18 protein-coding genes are annotated in these 15,929 nt (G+C 39.6%); 9 read left to right on the top strand and 9 right to left on the bottom strand.

Translation table 11 applies throughout. The features are described from left to right. Nucleotides 1-179: 179 nt before the first annotated feature. The gene (ftsH, locus tag EV695_RS01070) at nt 180-2,114 is read right to left on the bottom strand and encodes an ATP-dependent zinc metalloprotease FtsH (RefSeq protein WP_131904072.1); all 1,935 of its coding nucleotides are present in this window, start codon (nt 2,112-2,114) and stop codon (nt 180-182) included. Between the two features lie 85 nt (nt 2,115-2,199). Further along, nucleotides 2,200-2,832, bottom strand: a complete 633-nt coding sequence (gene rlmE, locus EV695_RS01075) for a 23S rRNA (uridine(2552)-2'-O)-methyltransferase RlmE (RefSeq protein ID WP_131904073.1) — start codon at nt 2,830-2,832, stop codon at nt 2,200-2,202. 29 nt (nt 2,833-2,861) lie between these two features. Here rlmE and EV695_RS01080 point away from each other — a divergent pair, with 29 nt between their 5' ends. Next, nucleotides 2,862-3,152 carry a YhbY family RNA-binding protein gene (locus EV695_RS01080; RefSeq protein ID WP_131904074.1) on the top strand — a complete coding sequence of 97 codons (291 nt, stop codon included), beginning with the start codon at nt 2,862-2,864 and terminating at the stop codon, nt 3,150-3,152. A gap of 43 nt (nt 3,153-3,195) precedes the next feature. On the opposite strand, the gene EV695_RS01085 is transcribed toward EV695_RS01080, so the two are convergent. The 7 genes from EV695_RS01085 to EV695_RS01115 form a co-directional block, all read right to left on the bottom strand. After that, nucleotides 3,196-3,444 carry a CDGSH iron-sulfur domain-containing protein gene (locus tag EV695_RS01085; protein WP_131904075.1) on the bottom strand — a complete coding sequence of 83 codons (249 nt, stop codon included), beginning with the start codon at nt 3,442-3,444 and terminating at the stop codon, nt 3,196-3,198. 82 nt (nt 3,445-3,526) lie between these two features. Further along, nucleotides 3,527-5,737: a pentapeptide repeat-containing protein gene (locus tag EV695_RS01090; protein ID WP_131904076.1), complete on the bottom strand. Its 2,211-nt coding sequence runs from the start codon at nt 5,735-5,737 to the stop codon at nt 3,527-3,529. Between the two features lie 362 nt (nt 5,738-6,099). Then, nucleotides 6,100-6,348, bottom strand: coding sequence for a hypothetical protein (locus tag EV695_RS01095; RefSeq protein WP_131904077.1), 249 nt, complete (start codon nt 6,346-6,348; stop codon nt 6,100-6,102). A gap of 121 nt (nt 6,349-6,469) precedes the next feature. Then, the gene (cybH, locus tag EV695_RS01100) at nt 6,470-7,183 is read right to left on the bottom strand and encodes a Ni/Fe-hydrogenase, b-type cytochrome subunit (RefSeq protein ID WP_131904078.1); all 714 of its coding nucleotides are present in this window, start codon (nt 7,181-7,183) and stop codon (nt 6,470-6,472) included. A gap of 13 nt (nt 7,184-7,196) precedes the next feature. Beyond that, nucleotides 7,197-7,454 (bottom strand): hypothetical protein, encoded by a 258-nt coding sequence (locus EV695_RS01105; RefSeq protein ID WP_131904079.1) that lies wholly within the window; start codon nt 7,452-7,454, stop codon nt 7,197-7,199. A gap of 17 nt (nt 7,455-7,471) precedes the next feature. Then, the gene (locus tag EV695_RS01110) at nt 7,472-9,286 is read right to left on the bottom strand and encodes a nickel-dependent hydrogenase large subunit (protein WP_131904080.1); all 1,815 of its coding nucleotides are present in this window, start codon (nt 9,284-9,286) and stop codon (nt 7,472-7,474) included. Continuing rightward, nucleotides 9,286-10,356, bottom strand: coding sequence for a hydrogenase small subunit (locus EV695_RS01115; RefSeq protein WP_131904081.1), 1,071 nt, complete (start codon nt 10,354-10,356; stop codon nt 9,286-9,288). Before EV695_RS01115 ends, EV695_RS01110 begins: the two co-directional genes overlap by 1 nt. A gap of 329 nt (nt 10,357-10,685) precedes the next feature. Between EV695_RS01115 and EV695_RS01120 the strand changes: the two genes are divergently transcribed. From EV695_RS01120 to EV695_RS01155, 8 genes are all read left to right on the top strand, one after another. Beyond that, nucleotides 10,686-11,003 (top strand): DUF3144 domain-containing protein, encoded by a 318-nt coding sequence (locus EV695_RS01120; protein WP_131904082.1) that lies wholly within the window; start codon nt 10,686-10,688, stop codon nt 11,001-11,003. A gap of 512 nt (nt 11,004-11,515) precedes the next feature. Next, nucleotides 11,516-12,211, top strand: coding sequence for a HyaD/HybD family hydrogenase maturation endopeptidase (locus EV695_RS01125; protein ID WP_131904083.1), 696 nt, complete (start codon nt 11,516-11,518; stop codon nt 12,209-12,211). After that, nucleotides 12,211-12,546 (top strand): HypC/HybG/HupF family hydrogenase formation chaperone, encoded by a 336-nt coding sequence (locus EV695_RS01130; protein WP_131904084.1) that lies wholly within the window; start codon nt 12,211-12,213, stop codon nt 12,544-12,546. Before EV695_RS01125 ends, EV695_RS01130 begins: the two co-directional genes overlap by 1 nt. A gap of 17 nt (nt 12,547-12,563) precedes the next feature. Continuing rightward, nucleotides 12,564-12,986 carry a thioredoxin domain-containing protein gene (locus EV695_RS01135; RefSeq protein ID WP_131904085.1) on the top strand — a complete coding sequence of 141 codons (423 nt, stop codon included), beginning with the start codon at nt 12,564-12,566 and terminating at the stop codon, nt 12,984-12,986. An 11-nt stretch (nt 12,987-12,997) separates the two neighbouring features. Beyond that, entirely contained in the window at nt 12,998-13,882 is an 885-nt protein-coding gene (locus EV695_RS01140; RefSeq protein WP_131904086.1) for a hydrogenase expression/formation protein, read from the top strand. A gap of 4 nt (nt 13,883-13,886) precedes the next feature. Then, nucleotides 13,887-14,135, top strand: coding sequence for a rubredoxin (locus EV695_RS01145; RefSeq protein WP_131904087.1), 249 nt, complete (start codon nt 13,887-13,889; stop codon nt 14,133-14,135). Then, the gene (gene hybE / locus EV695_RS01150; protein WP_131904088.1) at nt 14,135-14,782 is read left to right on the top strand and encodes a [NiFe]-hydrogenase assembly chaperone HybE; all 648 of its coding nucleotides are present in this window, start codon (nt 14,135-14,137) and stop codon (nt 14,780-14,782) included. Before EV695_RS01145 ends, hybE begins: the two co-directional genes overlap by 1 nt. Further along, nucleotides 14,782-15,927: a nickel-dependent hydrogenase large subunit gene (locus tag EV695_RS01155; RefSeq protein WP_131904089.1), complete on the top strand. Its 1,146-nt coding sequence runs from the start codon at nt 14,782-14,784 to the stop codon at nt 15,925-15,927. Before hybE ends, EV695_RS01155 begins: the two co-directional genes overlap by 1 nt. Nucleotides 15,928-15,929 lie beyond the last annotated feature (2 nt).

Consider the following 15,929-nt stretch of genomic DNA (forward strand, 5'->3'; position numbering starts at 1 on the left):
ATAGCATTTTTCTTTTGTTTGATGACCATTTACCACATTCAAAATATCGCAAGAAAACAGATAAACCAGAAATCTTCTAACAAAAAAGTGCCTGTAAGTAGGGAGGTGCCTTTTGAAAAAAGTTCAGAATAAAAAAAGGACGCTAAATGCGTCCTTTTTTACAGAATATAACAATTATCTTAAAGAGATTCAGCAGGATCGCCTATTACATCTTTTTTAGATTTTTTATCATCTTTAGATGAATCAGCTTCTACAGCAGAACCGCCGTCATCGCCATCAATTGGAGAATCATCATCAGTCCAACCTTCAGGTGGAGGTGGAACATCACCCTTCATGATTGCTGCAATTTGCTCCTGATCAATTGTTTCATATTTAATCAGCGCTTTAGCCATTGCATCCAACTTATCAATATTCTCTTTCAGAATAGTTTCAGCACGAACGTAATTAGTGTCTATTATTTTTCGAACTTCATCATCAATTTCATGAGCCGTATCATCAGATACACTCTTAGTTGGTGCGCCCATGAAACCTTGATTTTCATCATCACTGTATGACAATGGTCCTAGCTTTTCAGACAAGCCCCATTTAGTCACCATATTACGAGCGATGGATGTAGCGCGTTCGATATCATTTGATGCTCCGGTAGTTACACCTTCTTTACCAAGAATCATTTCCTCAGCAATTCGCCCACCAAATAATGTCGAAATCTGACTTTCCAGATTTTGTTTACTGGCACTGTACTTATCTTCCTCAGGCAAAAACATAGTCACACCCAAAGCACGACCACGAGGAATAATTGTCACCTTATAAACAGGATCATGATCTGGAACAATCAAACCTACGATTGCGTGACCTGCTTCATGATAAGCCGTGTTCGATTTCTCTTTCTCATTCATCACCATAGACTTGCGCTCTGCGCCCATCATAATTTTGTCTTTAGCCTTTTCAAATTCTTCCATGCTAACTACGCGCTTATCGCCTCTAGCAGAGAAAAGTGCAGCCTCATTCACAAGGTTCGCTAGATCAGCACCAGAAAAACCTGGGGTACCACGCGCTAAAATTGCAGGCTTAACATCTTCACCTAAAGGTACTTTACGCATATGTACTTTCAAGATTTGTTCACGACCACGAACATCTGGTAACGGAACAACGACTTGGCGATCAAAACGACCTGGACGAAGCAATGCCTCATCAAGAACATCAGGACGGTTGGTAGCAGCAACTACAATAACGCCTTCAGTACCTTCAAAACCGTCCATTTCAACCAATAACTGGTTTAGTGTTTGCTCACGTTCGTCATTACCGCCACCCATTCCAGAGCCACGCTTACGACCTACGGCATCAATTTCATCGATGAATATTATGCAAGGTGCATGTTTCTTTGCTTGTTCAAACATATCACGAACACGAGATGCACCAACACCAACAAACATTTCAACGAAGTCAGAACCAGAAATACTAAAGAAAGGTACTTTAGCCTCACCAGCAATTGCTTTAGCAAGAAGCGTTTTACCTGTACCAGGAGAACCAGCCAGTAAAACGCCGCGAGGAATCTTTCCACCCAACTTCTGGAATTTGCTCGGGTCACGCAAGAACTCTACTATTTCAAAAACTTCTTCCTTCGCCTCTTCACAACCTGCAACGTCATTAAATGTTACTTTAACCTGGTCTTCCGTCATCATTCGCGCTTTACTCTTACCGAATGACATTGGACCACCTTTGCCACCACCGCCTTGCATTTGGCGCATGATGTAAATCCATAGACCAATAATCAATAAGAATGGAATGGTGTTCACTAGAATATCTACAAGAACTGAACGACCTTCTGGCTCTTTTACGTTAATTTTCACATCATTAACAATCAACTCATCCACTAATTTTGGATCGTTGTAAGGCGCATAAGTCTGAAACTTTTCACCAGAGGTGCTTTGACCAGTGATTGTTTGACCGCTAATTTCAACTTCTTTAACGCCCTTGTTATCTACGCGCTTAATAAAGTCCGAATAAGACATGCCAGTCGATTGCGCTGTTGGCACATTGAATTTGCTGAAAACAGCAACCAATACCAGCGCTATTACCACCCACATGACTATATTTTTATTTAAATCGTTCAAGAAATATTCCTCTACTTAAAATATTATGTTTGTTGAAAAAAACAAACCATTTACATCTGATCTTACACTAATATTTCTGACTTTATTAGTTATAAAAACCTTGAGCTACAACATAAACTTCGCGACTACGGGGCCTAGAAGCCTTTGGTTTTCGCACCTTTACTTTCTTAAAATGACTTCGAACATCTTTTAAAAATGCATCCGATCCATCACCCTGAAACACCTTTGCAACAAACGATCCACCTGGCTTTAATATCTGACAAGCCATATCTAATGAAAGTTCGCATAAGTAAATAGAACGAGGCTGATCTGTTGCTTCCACACCTGACATGTTTGGGGCCATATCTGAAATTACAACATCTGCCTTGTAATTAGTTGAATCTTTATACAATACGTTCAATATATCATTTAAGACGCTTTCTTCTGTAAAGTCACCTTTGACAAATTCCACGAATGGAAGCGGATCGATATCTAAAATATCGCTAGCAACAACACGACCATTTTTCCCTACTAACTCAACAGCATACTGGCTCCAACCACCTGGAGCAGCACCCAAATCGACAACTTGCATATTTGGACGGATTAAATTGTCTTTCTGTTGAATCTCTTCAAGCTTATAAACCGCTCTGGATCGATAGCCATCATTTTGTGATCTTTTGACATATTCATCATTAAAGTGTTCTTTTAACCAGTCTCCACTGGTTTTGCTTCTAGCCATTTACATCTACCCGCATTATGATTGCGCCCATGAATAAATTAGAAATTAAACAGCTTAAAGCATTAGCTCACAAACTCAAGCCGATTGTTACTGTTGGTCAACACGGCATGAAAGACTCAATTGGCGAAGAATTAGATTCTGCGCTCGATTTTCATCAACTCGTAAAACTGAAAGTAAATTTGGGTGATCGTGATGCCAGAGATGCTTTAGTTGAAGAATTAGCAACAAAGTACAAAGCGGAACTCGTACAGCGCATTGGGAATATTGCTGTCTACTACCGTAGAAACTTCGACAAAGAAAATCTACTTAAAAAATCCTAAGCAACATGCTTTCAAACTTTTAGCTTTATATTATTTAACAAGATTAAAGCTTACTATGCTCACGATCGCAAAAAGGGGCATTTTTAGTGTGCTTACAGCCGCATAAACCATATTTTTTCTGCTCATCAACCTCGAACTTTAACGGTTCGAGGTTTGTATCTTTATGAGAACCATCGCAAAAAGGCTGGTTTTCAGACCTTCCACAAGCACACCAGAAATAGGTCTTACCCTGCTCTAACTCAACAACATAAGGTCCTTTCTTTGCAATAACAGGATTAGATCGATGTGGCACAATAGTTTTCCTTTATATTTTCATAGATATTTATGTACAAGTAACACAAAAATTACTACAGACATAAATTTATTGGAAGCACTTACTTTTCTTTGCGTTTAAAAAATCTACTAAATATTTTTTTCGGAGCATCTTCTTTTTTCGACGCAGACGATTTATTGGCTCTATCCGCACCTGGATTAAACTCAATCAAGCCAAGACTTAATAATGCACTATAAACATCAGCCAGATTCGCTTGCTCAATCCCCAAGTGCTGCTGAATCCCCGACAAGCTATATGAACCCTCATCCAATAAATCAACAATTTCAATCATATTAGGCATAACGGCCAATTGAGTCAAAACAGGCTTATTTTTCAAGCCTATAATCCTAGCTAAATCAGTGCCTTCTGGCATTCTACCTTTAGATGTATATTTACTCGCAGCCCAGACAAACGCTTCTACCGAATGAGAAAGTTCAGGCTTTTCACGCCTAAAACTCTGATGGGTTTTAGCCTCATCATAATTTAACTCGGAGATTGAACAAACTTCTGATTCAATCAACATAGAGCAACGCTCTTCAAACTTTTCGGAATCCAAAGCAGTATTACAGTAAACCGTGTTCAACGTATGATCGATAATTATCAAGATACCTTTACACTTAATTTCAATGAGCTTATAAACCTGCTTCGCTATTTCTAATTGATGTAAAAAGGTAGATAAGAGATATTTTTCAGGAATAAAGTATTCCAGCTCCTCTGGCTCAACCTCTATCTCCCTATCAGCAAATAACTCCACCCCCCCACTTTCAGGGCTTTTTTCTAAATTCTCTTCAAAATCACTTATAACGTCATCATTATTTTGAGGCAACTGATCGAGACTAGAAGCCTTTTCAGTTTCAACAACTTCTAAAGTTTCGACTGCTTCTTCCTCTACGGTTAAAGCTTCAGACTCCTGATTCTTTTGTGCTTTTTTAGATTGCACTTCTAATGCCTGATTAAGCTTCGCCGCCAGATCATTAGGTTCCGAGACTTTATTATTACTATTCTGGTTCTGGGCTTGAATCTTCTGCTGCTTGAGTAGATATTTTTCGTGCTTTAATTTTTCCCGCTCCAATCTTAGCTTTTCTTGCTCGCGACCAATCCTCTCCATGGCGAGGCGTTCTTTTTCTAAAGCGGCATTCTCTCTTTTTTCTATTTCAAGCCTTTCTTGCTCTATTCTGGCTAACTCAAGATTTTCCCGAGCCTTCTGTTCTTTTTCGGTTTTCTCTTTCTCTAACCGCTCTGCTTCAAGACGTTCTGCCTCGAGTCGTTCCGCTTCAAGTCGTTCCGCTTCAATTCGTTCCGCTTCAATTCGTTCCGCTTCAATTCGTTCCGCTTCAATTCGTTCCGCTTCAATTCGTTCCGCTTCGATTCGTTCGGCTTCAATTCGTTCCGCTTCAATTCGTTCCGCTTCAATTCGTTCCGCTTTGAGTCGTTCTGCTTCGAGTCGTTCTGCTTCGATTCGTTCTGCTTCGAGTCGTTCTGCTTCGAGTCGTTCTGCTTCGAGACGTTCTGCTTCGAATCGTTCGGCCTCGATTCGTTCTTCTTCGAGTCGTTCTGCTTCGAGTCGTTCTGCTTCGAGTCGTTCTGCTTCGAGTCGTTCTGCTTCGAGTCGTTCTTCTTCGAGTCGTTCTGCTTCGAGACGTTCTCGCTCGAGTCTTATCTTTTCTAGCTTTGCTTGCTTGAGCCTTGCTTTCTCTAACTTTGCCTTCTCGAGCCTTGCTTTCTCAAGCTTTGCTTTTTCTAGTCTCGCTTTTTCGATCTTAGCTTTCTCAAGTTTTGCTTTCTCAAGTTTTGCTTTCTCGAGTCTCGCTTTTTCTAATTTCGCCTGTTCTAACTTAGCTTTCTCTAACTGTTCTTGTTTTATTCGTTCTTTTTCAAGCTTTTCTTGCTCCAGTCTTTGCTGATGAGAATGATCAACATCATCTTCCGTTGATTTATGAACATGCAGAGTTGAACGGAGTTTTTCAAAAACACTCGGCTTGGTTTTTACTGTTAAAGCAGGAGGCTTCGGAGGCACGACAGGCTGATCCTTATTTTTAGCTTGCTGTGGTTCTCGTTGCTTTTCGGGAGTTTCTGTTTTTTCAGGCGCTTGTACTTGATCTTCTTCAGCCAGAGAGGCCAAGATCATATCTAACTCATCCTCTGAACTAATGATTTCCATAGGATCGATAGCGCTATCATTCTGTTTTTCAGATGCACATAATTCTTCAGATACCAGCTTTTCACCCAGCTCTGATAAAGACGATTTTAATGGAGTCCTATCCACAGACATTTCAACAACCTATACATTCTTTTTTATTATTTTTGCCCAGTATATTCTGGAGACTTTATCTTTTAGCAACCAAAAGAGCGCATAAAGACATAACAATTATTTTTTTGTTTGTACTTTTTTACTATAAGTTATTTTATAAATTCAGTCACTCTCTACCAGATAGAGGGACTTACTTTTTGTAATTTTTCATAACTTTTATGATTATTTTTCCTTTGGAGAAACCTCTAATGAAAATAACAGACATAAAAAAACCAGCTAAAAACTGGCTTTAAATATTTGGCGTACTGAGGACAACTCGACCCCTGACACTCTAATTCATGGAAAAATAAAAACACCCACATTATAAAAAATTGAAGTATCAATTAATCAGATTTAGATTCAGTTGATTGCTGCCCTTCAATTACTCGTTCAACCTTTTCAACAGATACTTCTTTTTCTTTTTTCCACTCAGACAAAACAAAAGCCACACCTCCACCATACCAAGTTCTTGATGAAGAACCGGTATAAACATTCGCTGCAGACGTATAACCATTATTAGAGCCAGCAACAGAAAGACTGGAGCTTGCCAAAAAAAGTAGAGCGACTAATAACTTAATTAAACTATATTTCATAAAGCCTCCTTAATTTATCTTTAAAAAAAAAATCGACTATTTGATGCGTCATACCGCTAACTTAAAGGAAAAGAATCAGCATCAAACAGTCGAAATTATTAGGCATTGAAAACAAGGCTATTTAGCGCCCATCATCAATTTTTCCGTCGTCTTTAAAGTTACGCCAACCACTAATCATTGAACTAACAATAGATTGCCTGGACATAATATCTTCACGAATCGCCACGTAAATATGTACTATCGCAAAAATAATAATCCACCACATTCCAAAATGATGCCATGTATGAACATCCATACTTTGTCCCATCAGTGGAATAATCCATGAAGAAAACAAGTTATGCGACCATGAACCAGGCCCTGTGCCTTCTCCATACAGCGCAAAACCGGTAAAGATCATAAATATCATTCCCCATACAAACATGAAATGCATTGTAAGTAAGGCCAATGGATTATGACCAGTATATTTGCGTGGCTCTTTTGCCATGAATAAATACCATTTCAATTCATGCTTTACGCCACTCCAAAAACCCGGGCTAAAAAAAGGAGGAAAGAAAATTTCTCGTGAGTGAGAATTACCTACCAACATCCAATAAATACGACCTAGAAAACCAACTAATAAAATATATCCTGCCGCAAAGTGCGCAAATCGAATATATCCCATTAAATAATGGTCACTTGCCTCTCCAGACATTGTGGGCAAAGGGCTACCCACAAAATACCCTGAAATACCTAATACCAGAATGGCAAAGGCATTAACCCAATGCCATAATCTGATAGGAGCCTCATAGACATAAACGGAAGGTTCACTACGCGTAATGTGAGCTTCTGAACTCATAACTTCCTCCTTATTATTTGTTAGTATCCTTCGACTTAGCTCTTTTTATTGCTTTATGTTTAGCGCCTTTCTTGAGAAGAAGGGCGGTTATCAAAACCCCACTTGCAATAATTCCAACATGAAATGGGCTAGCAAATACGTGACTGATTATTTGAGACATCGAAAATTCCATATGACCACCGGGGTGGGCATTTGCTTCAAATACTACTAACAAAGCAGGTATAGCAAGCGATACACGTGTTAATGAATTTTTTAACTTAGTTTTAAACATTCTCATACTCCCTTTGATTAGCGTACTTTTACGTTTGCAAGCTCTTCACCATCTTCACTCATCACATGCGTGGAACACGCAAGACATGGATCGAAGCTATGAAGATTACGCAAAATCTCTACAGGCTCATCTGCACGCTCAACAGGTGTCCCCATCAAACTAGCTTCAAATGCACCAATATTACCTGCCGGGTCACGAGGCGAACCATTCCAGGTTGTTGGAACAACGCATTGATAATTTTCTATCTTCCCATCTTTGATTCGAATCCAGTGCCCCAATGCACCACGAGGCGCTGCAGTTGTTCCTACTCCTTTTGCTTCTTTAGGCCAGGTAGAAGGATCCCACTTATCCATATTTGCTGTAGAAGTATCGCCATTCTTGATATTACTGATTAACTCATTCCAATCATCAACCATCATGTCTCCACAATATTCCGACTCCAAAGCACGAGCCAAAGTACGGCCTATCGTTGAATTAAGCGCTGTTTTTGCATCAAGATTTGTACCTGCTAATTGATTAAATCCTGCAAGACTCCGGTTAACTTGCTCTACTACATAGTCAACTCCATGCGCATAAGCCAATGTATATCGAGATAATGGCCCGACTTCAACAGCATGACCTTTCCAGCGCGGCGCTTTGATCCACGAGTATTTCGCTTCTTCATCCAACTCTTCTATATTGGTGCTTGTGCCTTTGGCATTTGGGCCAAGCTTGTAGTTGGGTTCAGTAATTCCATCCCAGGGATGCAAACCTTTTGTTTCATCAGGGTAGCTATACCAGGCATGATCAACAAATTCCTGAACCTGCTCAGGATCACGTGGGTCTACGGGGTAAATCTCATCCCAATTTCCATTGAGTATCACGCCACCAGGAAGCTGATCAGTTGATTTGTCGTAATTAACCTTTGGATACGCACCGTAATCCATCACACTCAAGGCGCCCAGACCGCCACCCCACAGTTGCTTCTTGTAGAAACTTGCAATCGCTATAACATCAGGAACATATACATTCTTATTGAAATCCACCATCTCTTGAATACGGGCAAAAACAAAATTTAAGCGTTCCATATTAAGCGGAGCGCCAGCAGACATATCTCCATCCATGTTTATGGCACAAGGCACACCACCTACAAGATAATTCGGGTGTGGATTTTTACCGCCAAATACAGTGTGTAACTTTACAAATTCTTTTTGCAGATCTAGTGCTTCAAGGTAATGAGCGACCGCCATTAAATCCGCTTCTGGTGACAATTTATAAGCAGGATTATCCCAATAGCCATTCTTAAAGGGCCCTAATTGTCCGGACTCTATAAATCGTTTAATACGAGTTTGTACATCTCGAAAATATCCAGGACTAGACATTGGATGATGAGGAGAAACGACAGCTTGCAAGCTAGAAGTCGCTTTAGGGTCGGCTTTCAGCGCATTAACTGGATTAACCCAATCTAAAGCATGCAAATGATAAAAATGAACAACATGATCATGAACCTGAAGGGTTTTAGCCATCATTTCGCGAATCAAATGAGCATTGGGTGGAATTTTTATATCCAAAGCATCTTCTACAGCTCGAACCGAGGTCAGCGCATGACAACCCGTACACACACCACAAATACGCTCTACAAATGCCCAGGCATCCCGCGGGTCGCGCCCTCTTAATATTACCTCGAGGCCGCGCCACATTGTTCCTGTAGAAACTGCATTTACAATTACGTTATTTTCATCCAGATTAACTTCACACCGCATGTGACCTTCAATGCGTGTAACCGGATCTACAACAACTCGCTTACCAGAATTATCTAACCTATATCCATTGGGAGTATTTATAACACTCATTATGCATTCTCCTTCTTCTGTGCACGTTTAACAGCGGATATCGCCGCATGTGCTGCCACCGCTGTCCCAACTACAGCAGCTGCTGTGCCACCCACTTTATCTGCGTTACCTTCTATTCCAAACTGATGCACATCAGTAAGGCGGGCATACCAGGAACCTTTATCCCAGAAACCATCTTCTGAACAACCAATACAACCATGACCAGCCTGAATTGGAAAAGAGGTACCTTCATTCCAGCGAATCGTAGAACAGGCGTTATAGGTCGTAGGTCCTTTGCAACCTACCTTGTATAAGCAATAGCCTTTTCGCGCACCTTCATCGTCAAATTTCTCAACAAACTGCCCAGCATCAAAATGAGGACGGCGATAACATTTATCGTGAATACGCTGGCTATAAAACATTTTAGGGCGACCTTGACGATCAAGCTCCGGAAACCTCTCAAAGGTTAAAATATAAGTAACAACTGCGGTCATTACTTCTGCAATAGGTGGGCACCCCGGAACCTTTATAATTGGCTTATTTGTTTTTATCGCTTTATGTGTAGGTGTTGCTTTAGTTGGATTAGGGTGAGCTGCCTGAACACAGCCATACGAAGCACAAGACCCCCAAGATATTATCGCCTTACAGTGCTCTGCAACATGATTTAATTGCTCTAAAAAAGGCTTGCCAGCGATGATACAGGACATCCCTTCTTGATTTAGCGGTGCATTACCTTCAACCGCCAGTATGAAATTTCCGTCATACTTTTTGATAGTCTCTTCAATTATTGCCTCTGCCTGAGTACCCGCCGCTGCCATGATCGTATCATCGTAATCCAGAGATACCATTGATAAGACAACATCTTTAGCTAAAGGGTGAGCAGAACGAATAAACGATTCAGAGCAACAAGTACACTCTAATCCATGCAACCAGAGAATAGGTATTCGAGGTTTGGTTTCCATAGCATGTGCTATCTTTCCCGCAAACTCTGGGGCAAGCCCTAATGCCGCTGCGGTTAAACTGCAATATTTCAAGAAACTTCTACGAGATATTCCTTGCCTACGCATTACTTCATAAAATGTTTCGGTCATTTATGACTCCTCCTATTTAATCGATAGCCATGCTTTATCCAAAATGCACTTAGAATATTTAATTTATTTTTTCTAAATCGAAGCGGCTATATCGTGGAGATAGCAAAACCTGTGCCAACTTTGAGAAACGTTGCCACACCAAGCTCGAACACAAAATTCGATCACTTATACAAAAAAACCTAGACAGAAAACTCTCGACTTACCTTAGCTATCGGAAAGTAGCTTTCCACCAAAAGCAGATCCAGTTTCAGAATTATTTAAAATACAGGCTCGTAATTATTTTTTTTATTCCATAATATGCATGTAAAATACCTAAAAGGGATCCCCTAATGAGCCAAAATGAGAAAGACAAGCAGCTAGAAGCAGACAAAAAATTTATCAAAATAGCTGATCAATTTATCAATCACGCCAATCAGCAATGCAATGAAAATGATCATCAGCTAGTTAATGCATCTTTACTTTATGCATCAGCTAGATTCAGCGCATTCATCACTGCATCGTTATCAGAATCGAAAGAAGCATTTGAAGATGGAACCGATGAAGCGGTTGAATTCTACGTAGAAGAATTTGAGAAAATGCTGAGAGAGCACATGAAACAATACAAATCTACATTTGATAAAAAAGTTAGTCCCCCTTATCCTCATTAATGTTAAATAGATATATAATTCATTTAATTCAATTAGTTATAAATTTTATTATTTTTATAAATTGTTAATAACTTTTTACAATCTAGTTATTTTTTTCCAATACGACTCTTCGGACAGAACATTTAATTAAAAAAAAACCTCAAAAAAAACCATCTCAAACTTATTCACAATGTTTTTATTTAGACAAACCTTCCTGCCCTCCTTCGCACAATATTCTTCAATACATTTGGCAGACTTATCTTTTAACTCTATTTCCTGATGCTTAAATACCAGACACTAATCGAACATTTAAGAGATAAAAGTCTTAATCAATCGTGATTAAGATCTGCGTACCAGCTACAAAAAAAACAACTAAGTAAACTTCTCTGTATCAAAATGAGATCTACCCCTTGATGAGTGACATGAAAAAAGACATCAAACACAAGATCTTTTTAAAATATCGGAAAGTATTATTGCACTTTAATACAAAAATGTAATAGTATATTACAGCAAATAACTATTTAACCTACCTAATGACAAGCAAAAAAACCTTAATTCTAGGCATTGGAAATGTACTTTGGGCCGACGAGGGATTTGGAGTTCGATGCGTGGAAGCCATCAATCGAAAATATGAATTTTCGGAAAACGTTGAGTTAATGGATGGTGGAACTCAAGGCATTTACCTTGTTCAGCACGTACAAGCTTGCGACTACCTTATTGTCTTTGATGCGATTGATTACAACCTTGAAGGTGGCACCATGAAAATCATTCAAGATAAGGATGTACCAAATTTCATGGGCGCAAAAAAGATGAGCTTACATCAAACTGGGTTCCAAGAAGTTCTATCTACAGCGGAATTACTCGACGACTATCCTGAAAAAATCCTGCTCATTGGCGTTCAACCCGTTGAACTAGAAGACTTTGGAGGGAGTTTACGCCCAGCCGTCAAATCACAAATTGAACCAGCCATTAATATCGCCATTAATTATTTAAAAGATTTAGGTATTGAGTGTAAAAAACGCACTAAACCCTTAGCAGAAACCGAAGCATTATCTCCCTCTGAGTTAGCTTTAGAACAATACGAAAATGGACGACCTTCAGCCGAAAAAGCCTGCAGAACAGGCGATGAACGCATACTATCGAATAAAAAAATGAAGTTTGACCCTAAAGCCCCCACTCTTGAGAACCCTCTTGCTGTCGATGTAGATTACCGGGGCCAATACGACTAATGTGCATAGGAATCCCCATGCAAGTCATCGAAATGCGTGAATCTCACGCACTTTGCGAAGCCGACGGAAAGCAAGAACTCATAGACATGTTATTGGTAGGCGATCAACCAAAAGGCACATGGATTCTCAATTTTTTAGGTGCCGCACGTGAAGTTATGTCCAATGAATTTGCAGAGCAAACACGCCAGGCATTGAAAGCATTAGACAATGTGATTAATGGTGAAACAGATGATTGCCAACAGTTTGACCATCTGTTTCCTGACTTAATAAACCAAGAACCTAAATTACCAGAACACCTAAAAGCACTTGTGCCACCGAACACTATCAAGCAATAAATTATTAAGGATACAAAATGCAAAAAGAGACTACTCCTGCTCCATTAATCGATAGGCTCACTGCTGAGTTAAAATACCCTGTCCTTGATCTAACAAATATTGATGAGTTTTTAGAAAACAATGAGTTTTCAGTTTTATTCTTTACAGAAGATATAAAACGTTTTCCAGAAACAAATGATGTTGCGGTTGTATTACCCGAATTACTCAGCGTATTTCCAGATTTAAGTCCGGCAATAATTGCTCGCAATGATGAGAAAAAATTACAAAACCTGTATGGATTTCGCGCATGGCCAGCATTGGTTTTTATGCGCCGAGATCAATATCTGGATGCAATCACAGGAATACAAGATTGGGGGGACTACCTTACCCAAATCAAATCCATACTAACATCAGAACCCAAGCGCCCTCTTTCGATTGGCGTCCCTGTAGTTAGCAGCTAAAGGAAAATAATATGCCAGATAAACCCTATTACGGAAGACCAATAGATATTCCTGTCATTGGAGAAGGCTCACAACCAGGTATTGATGGAGACGAAAACTTTAACTTCACTCAGTCACCAGGGGCGATGCACACCTATGACATGCCGCTCATTCCTGAGCCAGAAGAGGTAAAAAACCTTACTATAGCAAAATCTATACTGGCCCAGCTTTTAAAGACAATCGACGCCCACAAAGCAGGCGATCCTGCAGTAGGGTTTGATATAAGTGATATAGATGCAGCCAATACCGATCTGATTAATCAGGTTTTTAACGAAGGTGAAGTTAGTGTCCTTTACCAATCTGATACCTCCGTACAAATACAGGAATCAGTACTAACAGGCATTTGGCGTATTCGAGTAACTAATGAATCAGGAGAGCCTATCAGCGATAAAATCGAGATAGGTGACATTCCTTCCATCGTCAGGGAAAAGACTTTTTTAAACTCAACACCTATTGACACCAACCTAGAAAAAACACCTGAAAATGTATTAAACGCTCCACCATTAGTGATCGAACTTTCCGAAAAAATGGAAGCATGGAAAAAAGGAGATATGCACCATGTGATTAATCTAACCTTGCTCCCACTTTCTACCGAAGATTTACATTTTCTTGGTGAGCGTCTAGGCGTAGGACCCATTACTATACTTTCACGAGGTTACGGCAATTGCCGTATTGGCAGCACCTCCAAGAAAAATATATGGTGGGTAAAATACTTTAATTCTGAAGACAAATTAATACTGAATACGATTGAAGTCATTGATATCCCAGAGGTAGCAACTGCCGCACCTGAAGACTTGCGAGATAGTGCTGAACGCCTCAGGGAAATTTTAGAAGTTTATGATGTTGATATTGGATAAAACCATGAAAGAAACAAACATAAAAAACGAATTTGGAAGCGGGTCATTTGAGGGTTCTTATGGCGGAGATGATGCTCGAATCTCTGATGATGACAAAATGGAGTGTAAAATTTGCTGGAAAGTATACGACCCCACTGAAGGCGATGATTACTGGCAAATTCCTGCCGGCACACCGTTTTCGCAATTACCCGATCATTGGCGATGCCCCGAGTGTGACGGCACAAAAGATCAGTTTATGGTAATACTGAGCTAATGCCCTTTTCTACCACAAACCTGGAAGAGACATTTCGCAAAATTCAAAACACGCGAATGAAGGGAGTGCCTGTTATCAATAAACATCTAAATGTTAAAACCGTTGATTTTCAAGAATGGAATAATTACCACCTAGGTATATTAATCACCCCATGGTTTATGAATTTAATGCTCTTTCAAAAAAGCGGCGATGCAAACACCACTTCTTTAAAAACAGGCTCTGTCACTCAGCACACTTTCCCCTCTGGGTCTTATGAATTTGTATCAGGTTTTGAAGAGGAAATTGGCCACTACCAAAGCTGTTCTCTATTTTCTCCTATGCTTGAATTTGAAAACCAGGAAGCAGCCGAAATAGTAGCAAGTGAAGCCTTAAAAGCGATTATGGATGAAGAAAATATAGACACTTCATCACAAAATCCTGCTGATGAAATTGAACAAATCTGGAAAGGTGAAAAGCCGCAACCCAAAATCACCCATAATTTTGATGGTTCAGAAATACCTAATGCGTCAAAAGAAGAAATTAGCAAACCAGGAAGCACAATATCAGAAAGATTAGCAGAGCCAACATCTAGAAGGGATTTTTTACGAGGAAAAGCATTCAAGAAGGAATCACTCAATAATAACAATTTGAGTGAGCATAAATCCTAATGACGAGCATAGCTGGCGAATTGAATATTTCAATATCCTATACAGATACAAACATTGATAGCCGAATTGAATCAAGCCGCCCTTTGCACGCGTCAAAAATTTTTACAGGAAAATCGATTACACATACACTAACTACAATTCCTTTATTATTTAATATCTGCGCTAAAGCACAAACTGTTACGGCAGTCCGCGCAATTGAAAGTGCCACAGAAAAACCTTCATACAAACAAACAGAATCTTTTCGAGAAGCATTAATAACTCTTGAAAACCTGCGAGAACAATCTTTACGTGTGGTAATGGATTGGCCGAAATACAGAAACGAACAAGCTGAAGTTGAATGCATATCTCATATATCCTTAGGCATAGCAAAGCTCATGCATGCCCTGGAACCTGTCAAAGTATTAGACTACCAAGGCCAACCTTCACCGAATTACTCTTTTAAAACCAGCGTAGAATTATGGATGATCTTTAGCGAAAAACTATCACAAACTATTTTCGGATCATCAGCGAATGATTGGCTCGAAAACACATACAAAAAAGAACAGCTGGACATCTGGGCAGGCAAAGAACAATCTCAAGCAGCAAAATTCATTCACTGGTTAAATCAGAAAAAATGGAAGCATTCGGGTAAATCAAACATTACACATATCCCCGATATAAATGACATTGAGGTGCGAGAACTACTAAAAACACAAGGACATGAGTTTACAGGACACCCTAAATGGGATGACCAATGCTATGAATTAAGCTGGTTTAGTCGCAAACAATGCCAACCACATCAGGATAATGGCATTTATAGCCGTATGATTGGTCGACTTAAGGAAATCGCCGATTTAATTTTAAAACTGGATACGTTTTATATTAAAGGCACCCAACTCGAATCAGGCAAAAGCTCTGTTAGCGGCATAGCACATAGTGAAGCTGCTCGTGGTCGTTTAACGCATTTTGTAGAAATTGAAAATGAAACGATTAAAAAACTAGTCATACTTGCGCCTACAGAATGGAATTTCCACCCAGAAGGGGTCGCCGTTAAAAGCCTAAATAATTTAGATGCAAAATCCCCCCATGAATTGCATCAACAAGCCGAACTATTGATTCATGCAATTGACCCTTGTGTGGGTTTTAACTTAAGCATCGAAGGATAAAA

Source organism: Cocleimonas flava (assembly GCF_004339015.1).
GTDB classification, from domain to species: Bacteria; Pseudomonadota; Gammaproteobacteria; order Thiotrichales; family Thiotrichaceae; genus Cocleimonas; species Cocleimonas flava.

Excerpts from the sequence above, each read along its gene's own strand:
- EV695_RS01135 (WP_131904085.1), top strand. The coding sequence starts at position 12,564 with ATGCAAAAAGAGACTACTCCTGCTCCATTAATCGATAGGCTCACTGCT.
- cybH (WP_131904078.1), bottom strand. The coding sequence starts at position 7,183 with ATGAGTTCAGAAGCTCACATTACGCGTAGTGAACCTTCCGTTTATGTC.
- EV695_RS01080 (WP_131904074.1), top strand. The coding sequence starts at position 2,862 with ATGAATAAATTAGAAATTAAACAGCTTAAAGCATTAGCTCACAAACTC.
- EV695_RS01140 (WP_131904086.1), top strand. The coding sequence starts at position 12,998 with ATGCCAGATAAACCCTATTACGGAAGACCAATAGATATTCCTGTCATT.
- EV695_RS01125 (WP_131904083.1), top strand. The coding sequence starts at position 11,516 with ATGACAAGCAAAAAAACCTTAATTCTAGGCATTGGAAATGTACTTTGG.
- EV695_RS01115 (WP_131904081.1), bottom strand. The coding sequence starts at position 10,356 with ATGACCGAAACATTTTATGAAGTAATGCGTAGGCAAGGAATATCTCGT.
- EV695_RS01110 (WP_131904080.1), bottom strand. The coding sequence starts at position 9,286 with ATGAGTGTTATAAATACTCCCAATGGATATAGGTTAGATAATTCTGGT.
- EV695_RS01095 (WP_131904077.1), bottom strand. The coding sequence starts at position 6,348 with ATGAAATATAGTTTAATTAAGTTATTAGTCGCTCTACTTTTTTTGGCA.
- EV695_RS01120 (WP_131904082.1), top strand. The coding sequence starts at position 10,686 with ATGAGCCAAAATGAGAAAGACAAGCAGCTAGAAGCAGACAAAAAATTT.
- hybE (WP_131904088.1), top strand. The coding sequence starts at position 14,135 with ATGCCCTTTTCTACCACAAACCTGGAAGAGACATTTCGCAAAATTCAA.
- EV695_RS01090 (WP_131904076.1), bottom strand. The coding sequence starts at position 5,737 with ATGTCTGTGGATAGGACTCCATTAAAATCGTCTTTATCAGAGCTGGGT.
- EV695_RS01130 (WP_131904084.1), top strand. The coding sequence starts at position 12,211 with ATGTGCATAGGAATCCCCATGCAAGTCATCGAAATGCGTGAATCTCAC.
- EV695_RS01105 (WP_131904079.1), bottom strand. The coding sequence starts at position 7,454 with ATGTTTAAAACTAAGTTAAAAAATTCATTAACACGTGTATCGCTTGCT.
- EV695_RS01145 (WP_131904087.1), top strand. The coding sequence starts at position 13,887 with ATGAAAGAAACAAACATAAAAAACGAATTTGGAAGCGGGTCATTTGAG.
- rlmE (WP_131904073.1), bottom strand. The coding sequence starts at position 2,832 with ATGGCTAGAAGCAAAACCAGTGGAGACTGGTTAAAAGAACACTTTAAT.
- EV695_RS01155 (WP_131904089.1), top strand. The coding sequence starts at position 14,782 with ATGACGAGCATAGCTGGCGAATTGAATATTTCAATATCCTATACAGAT.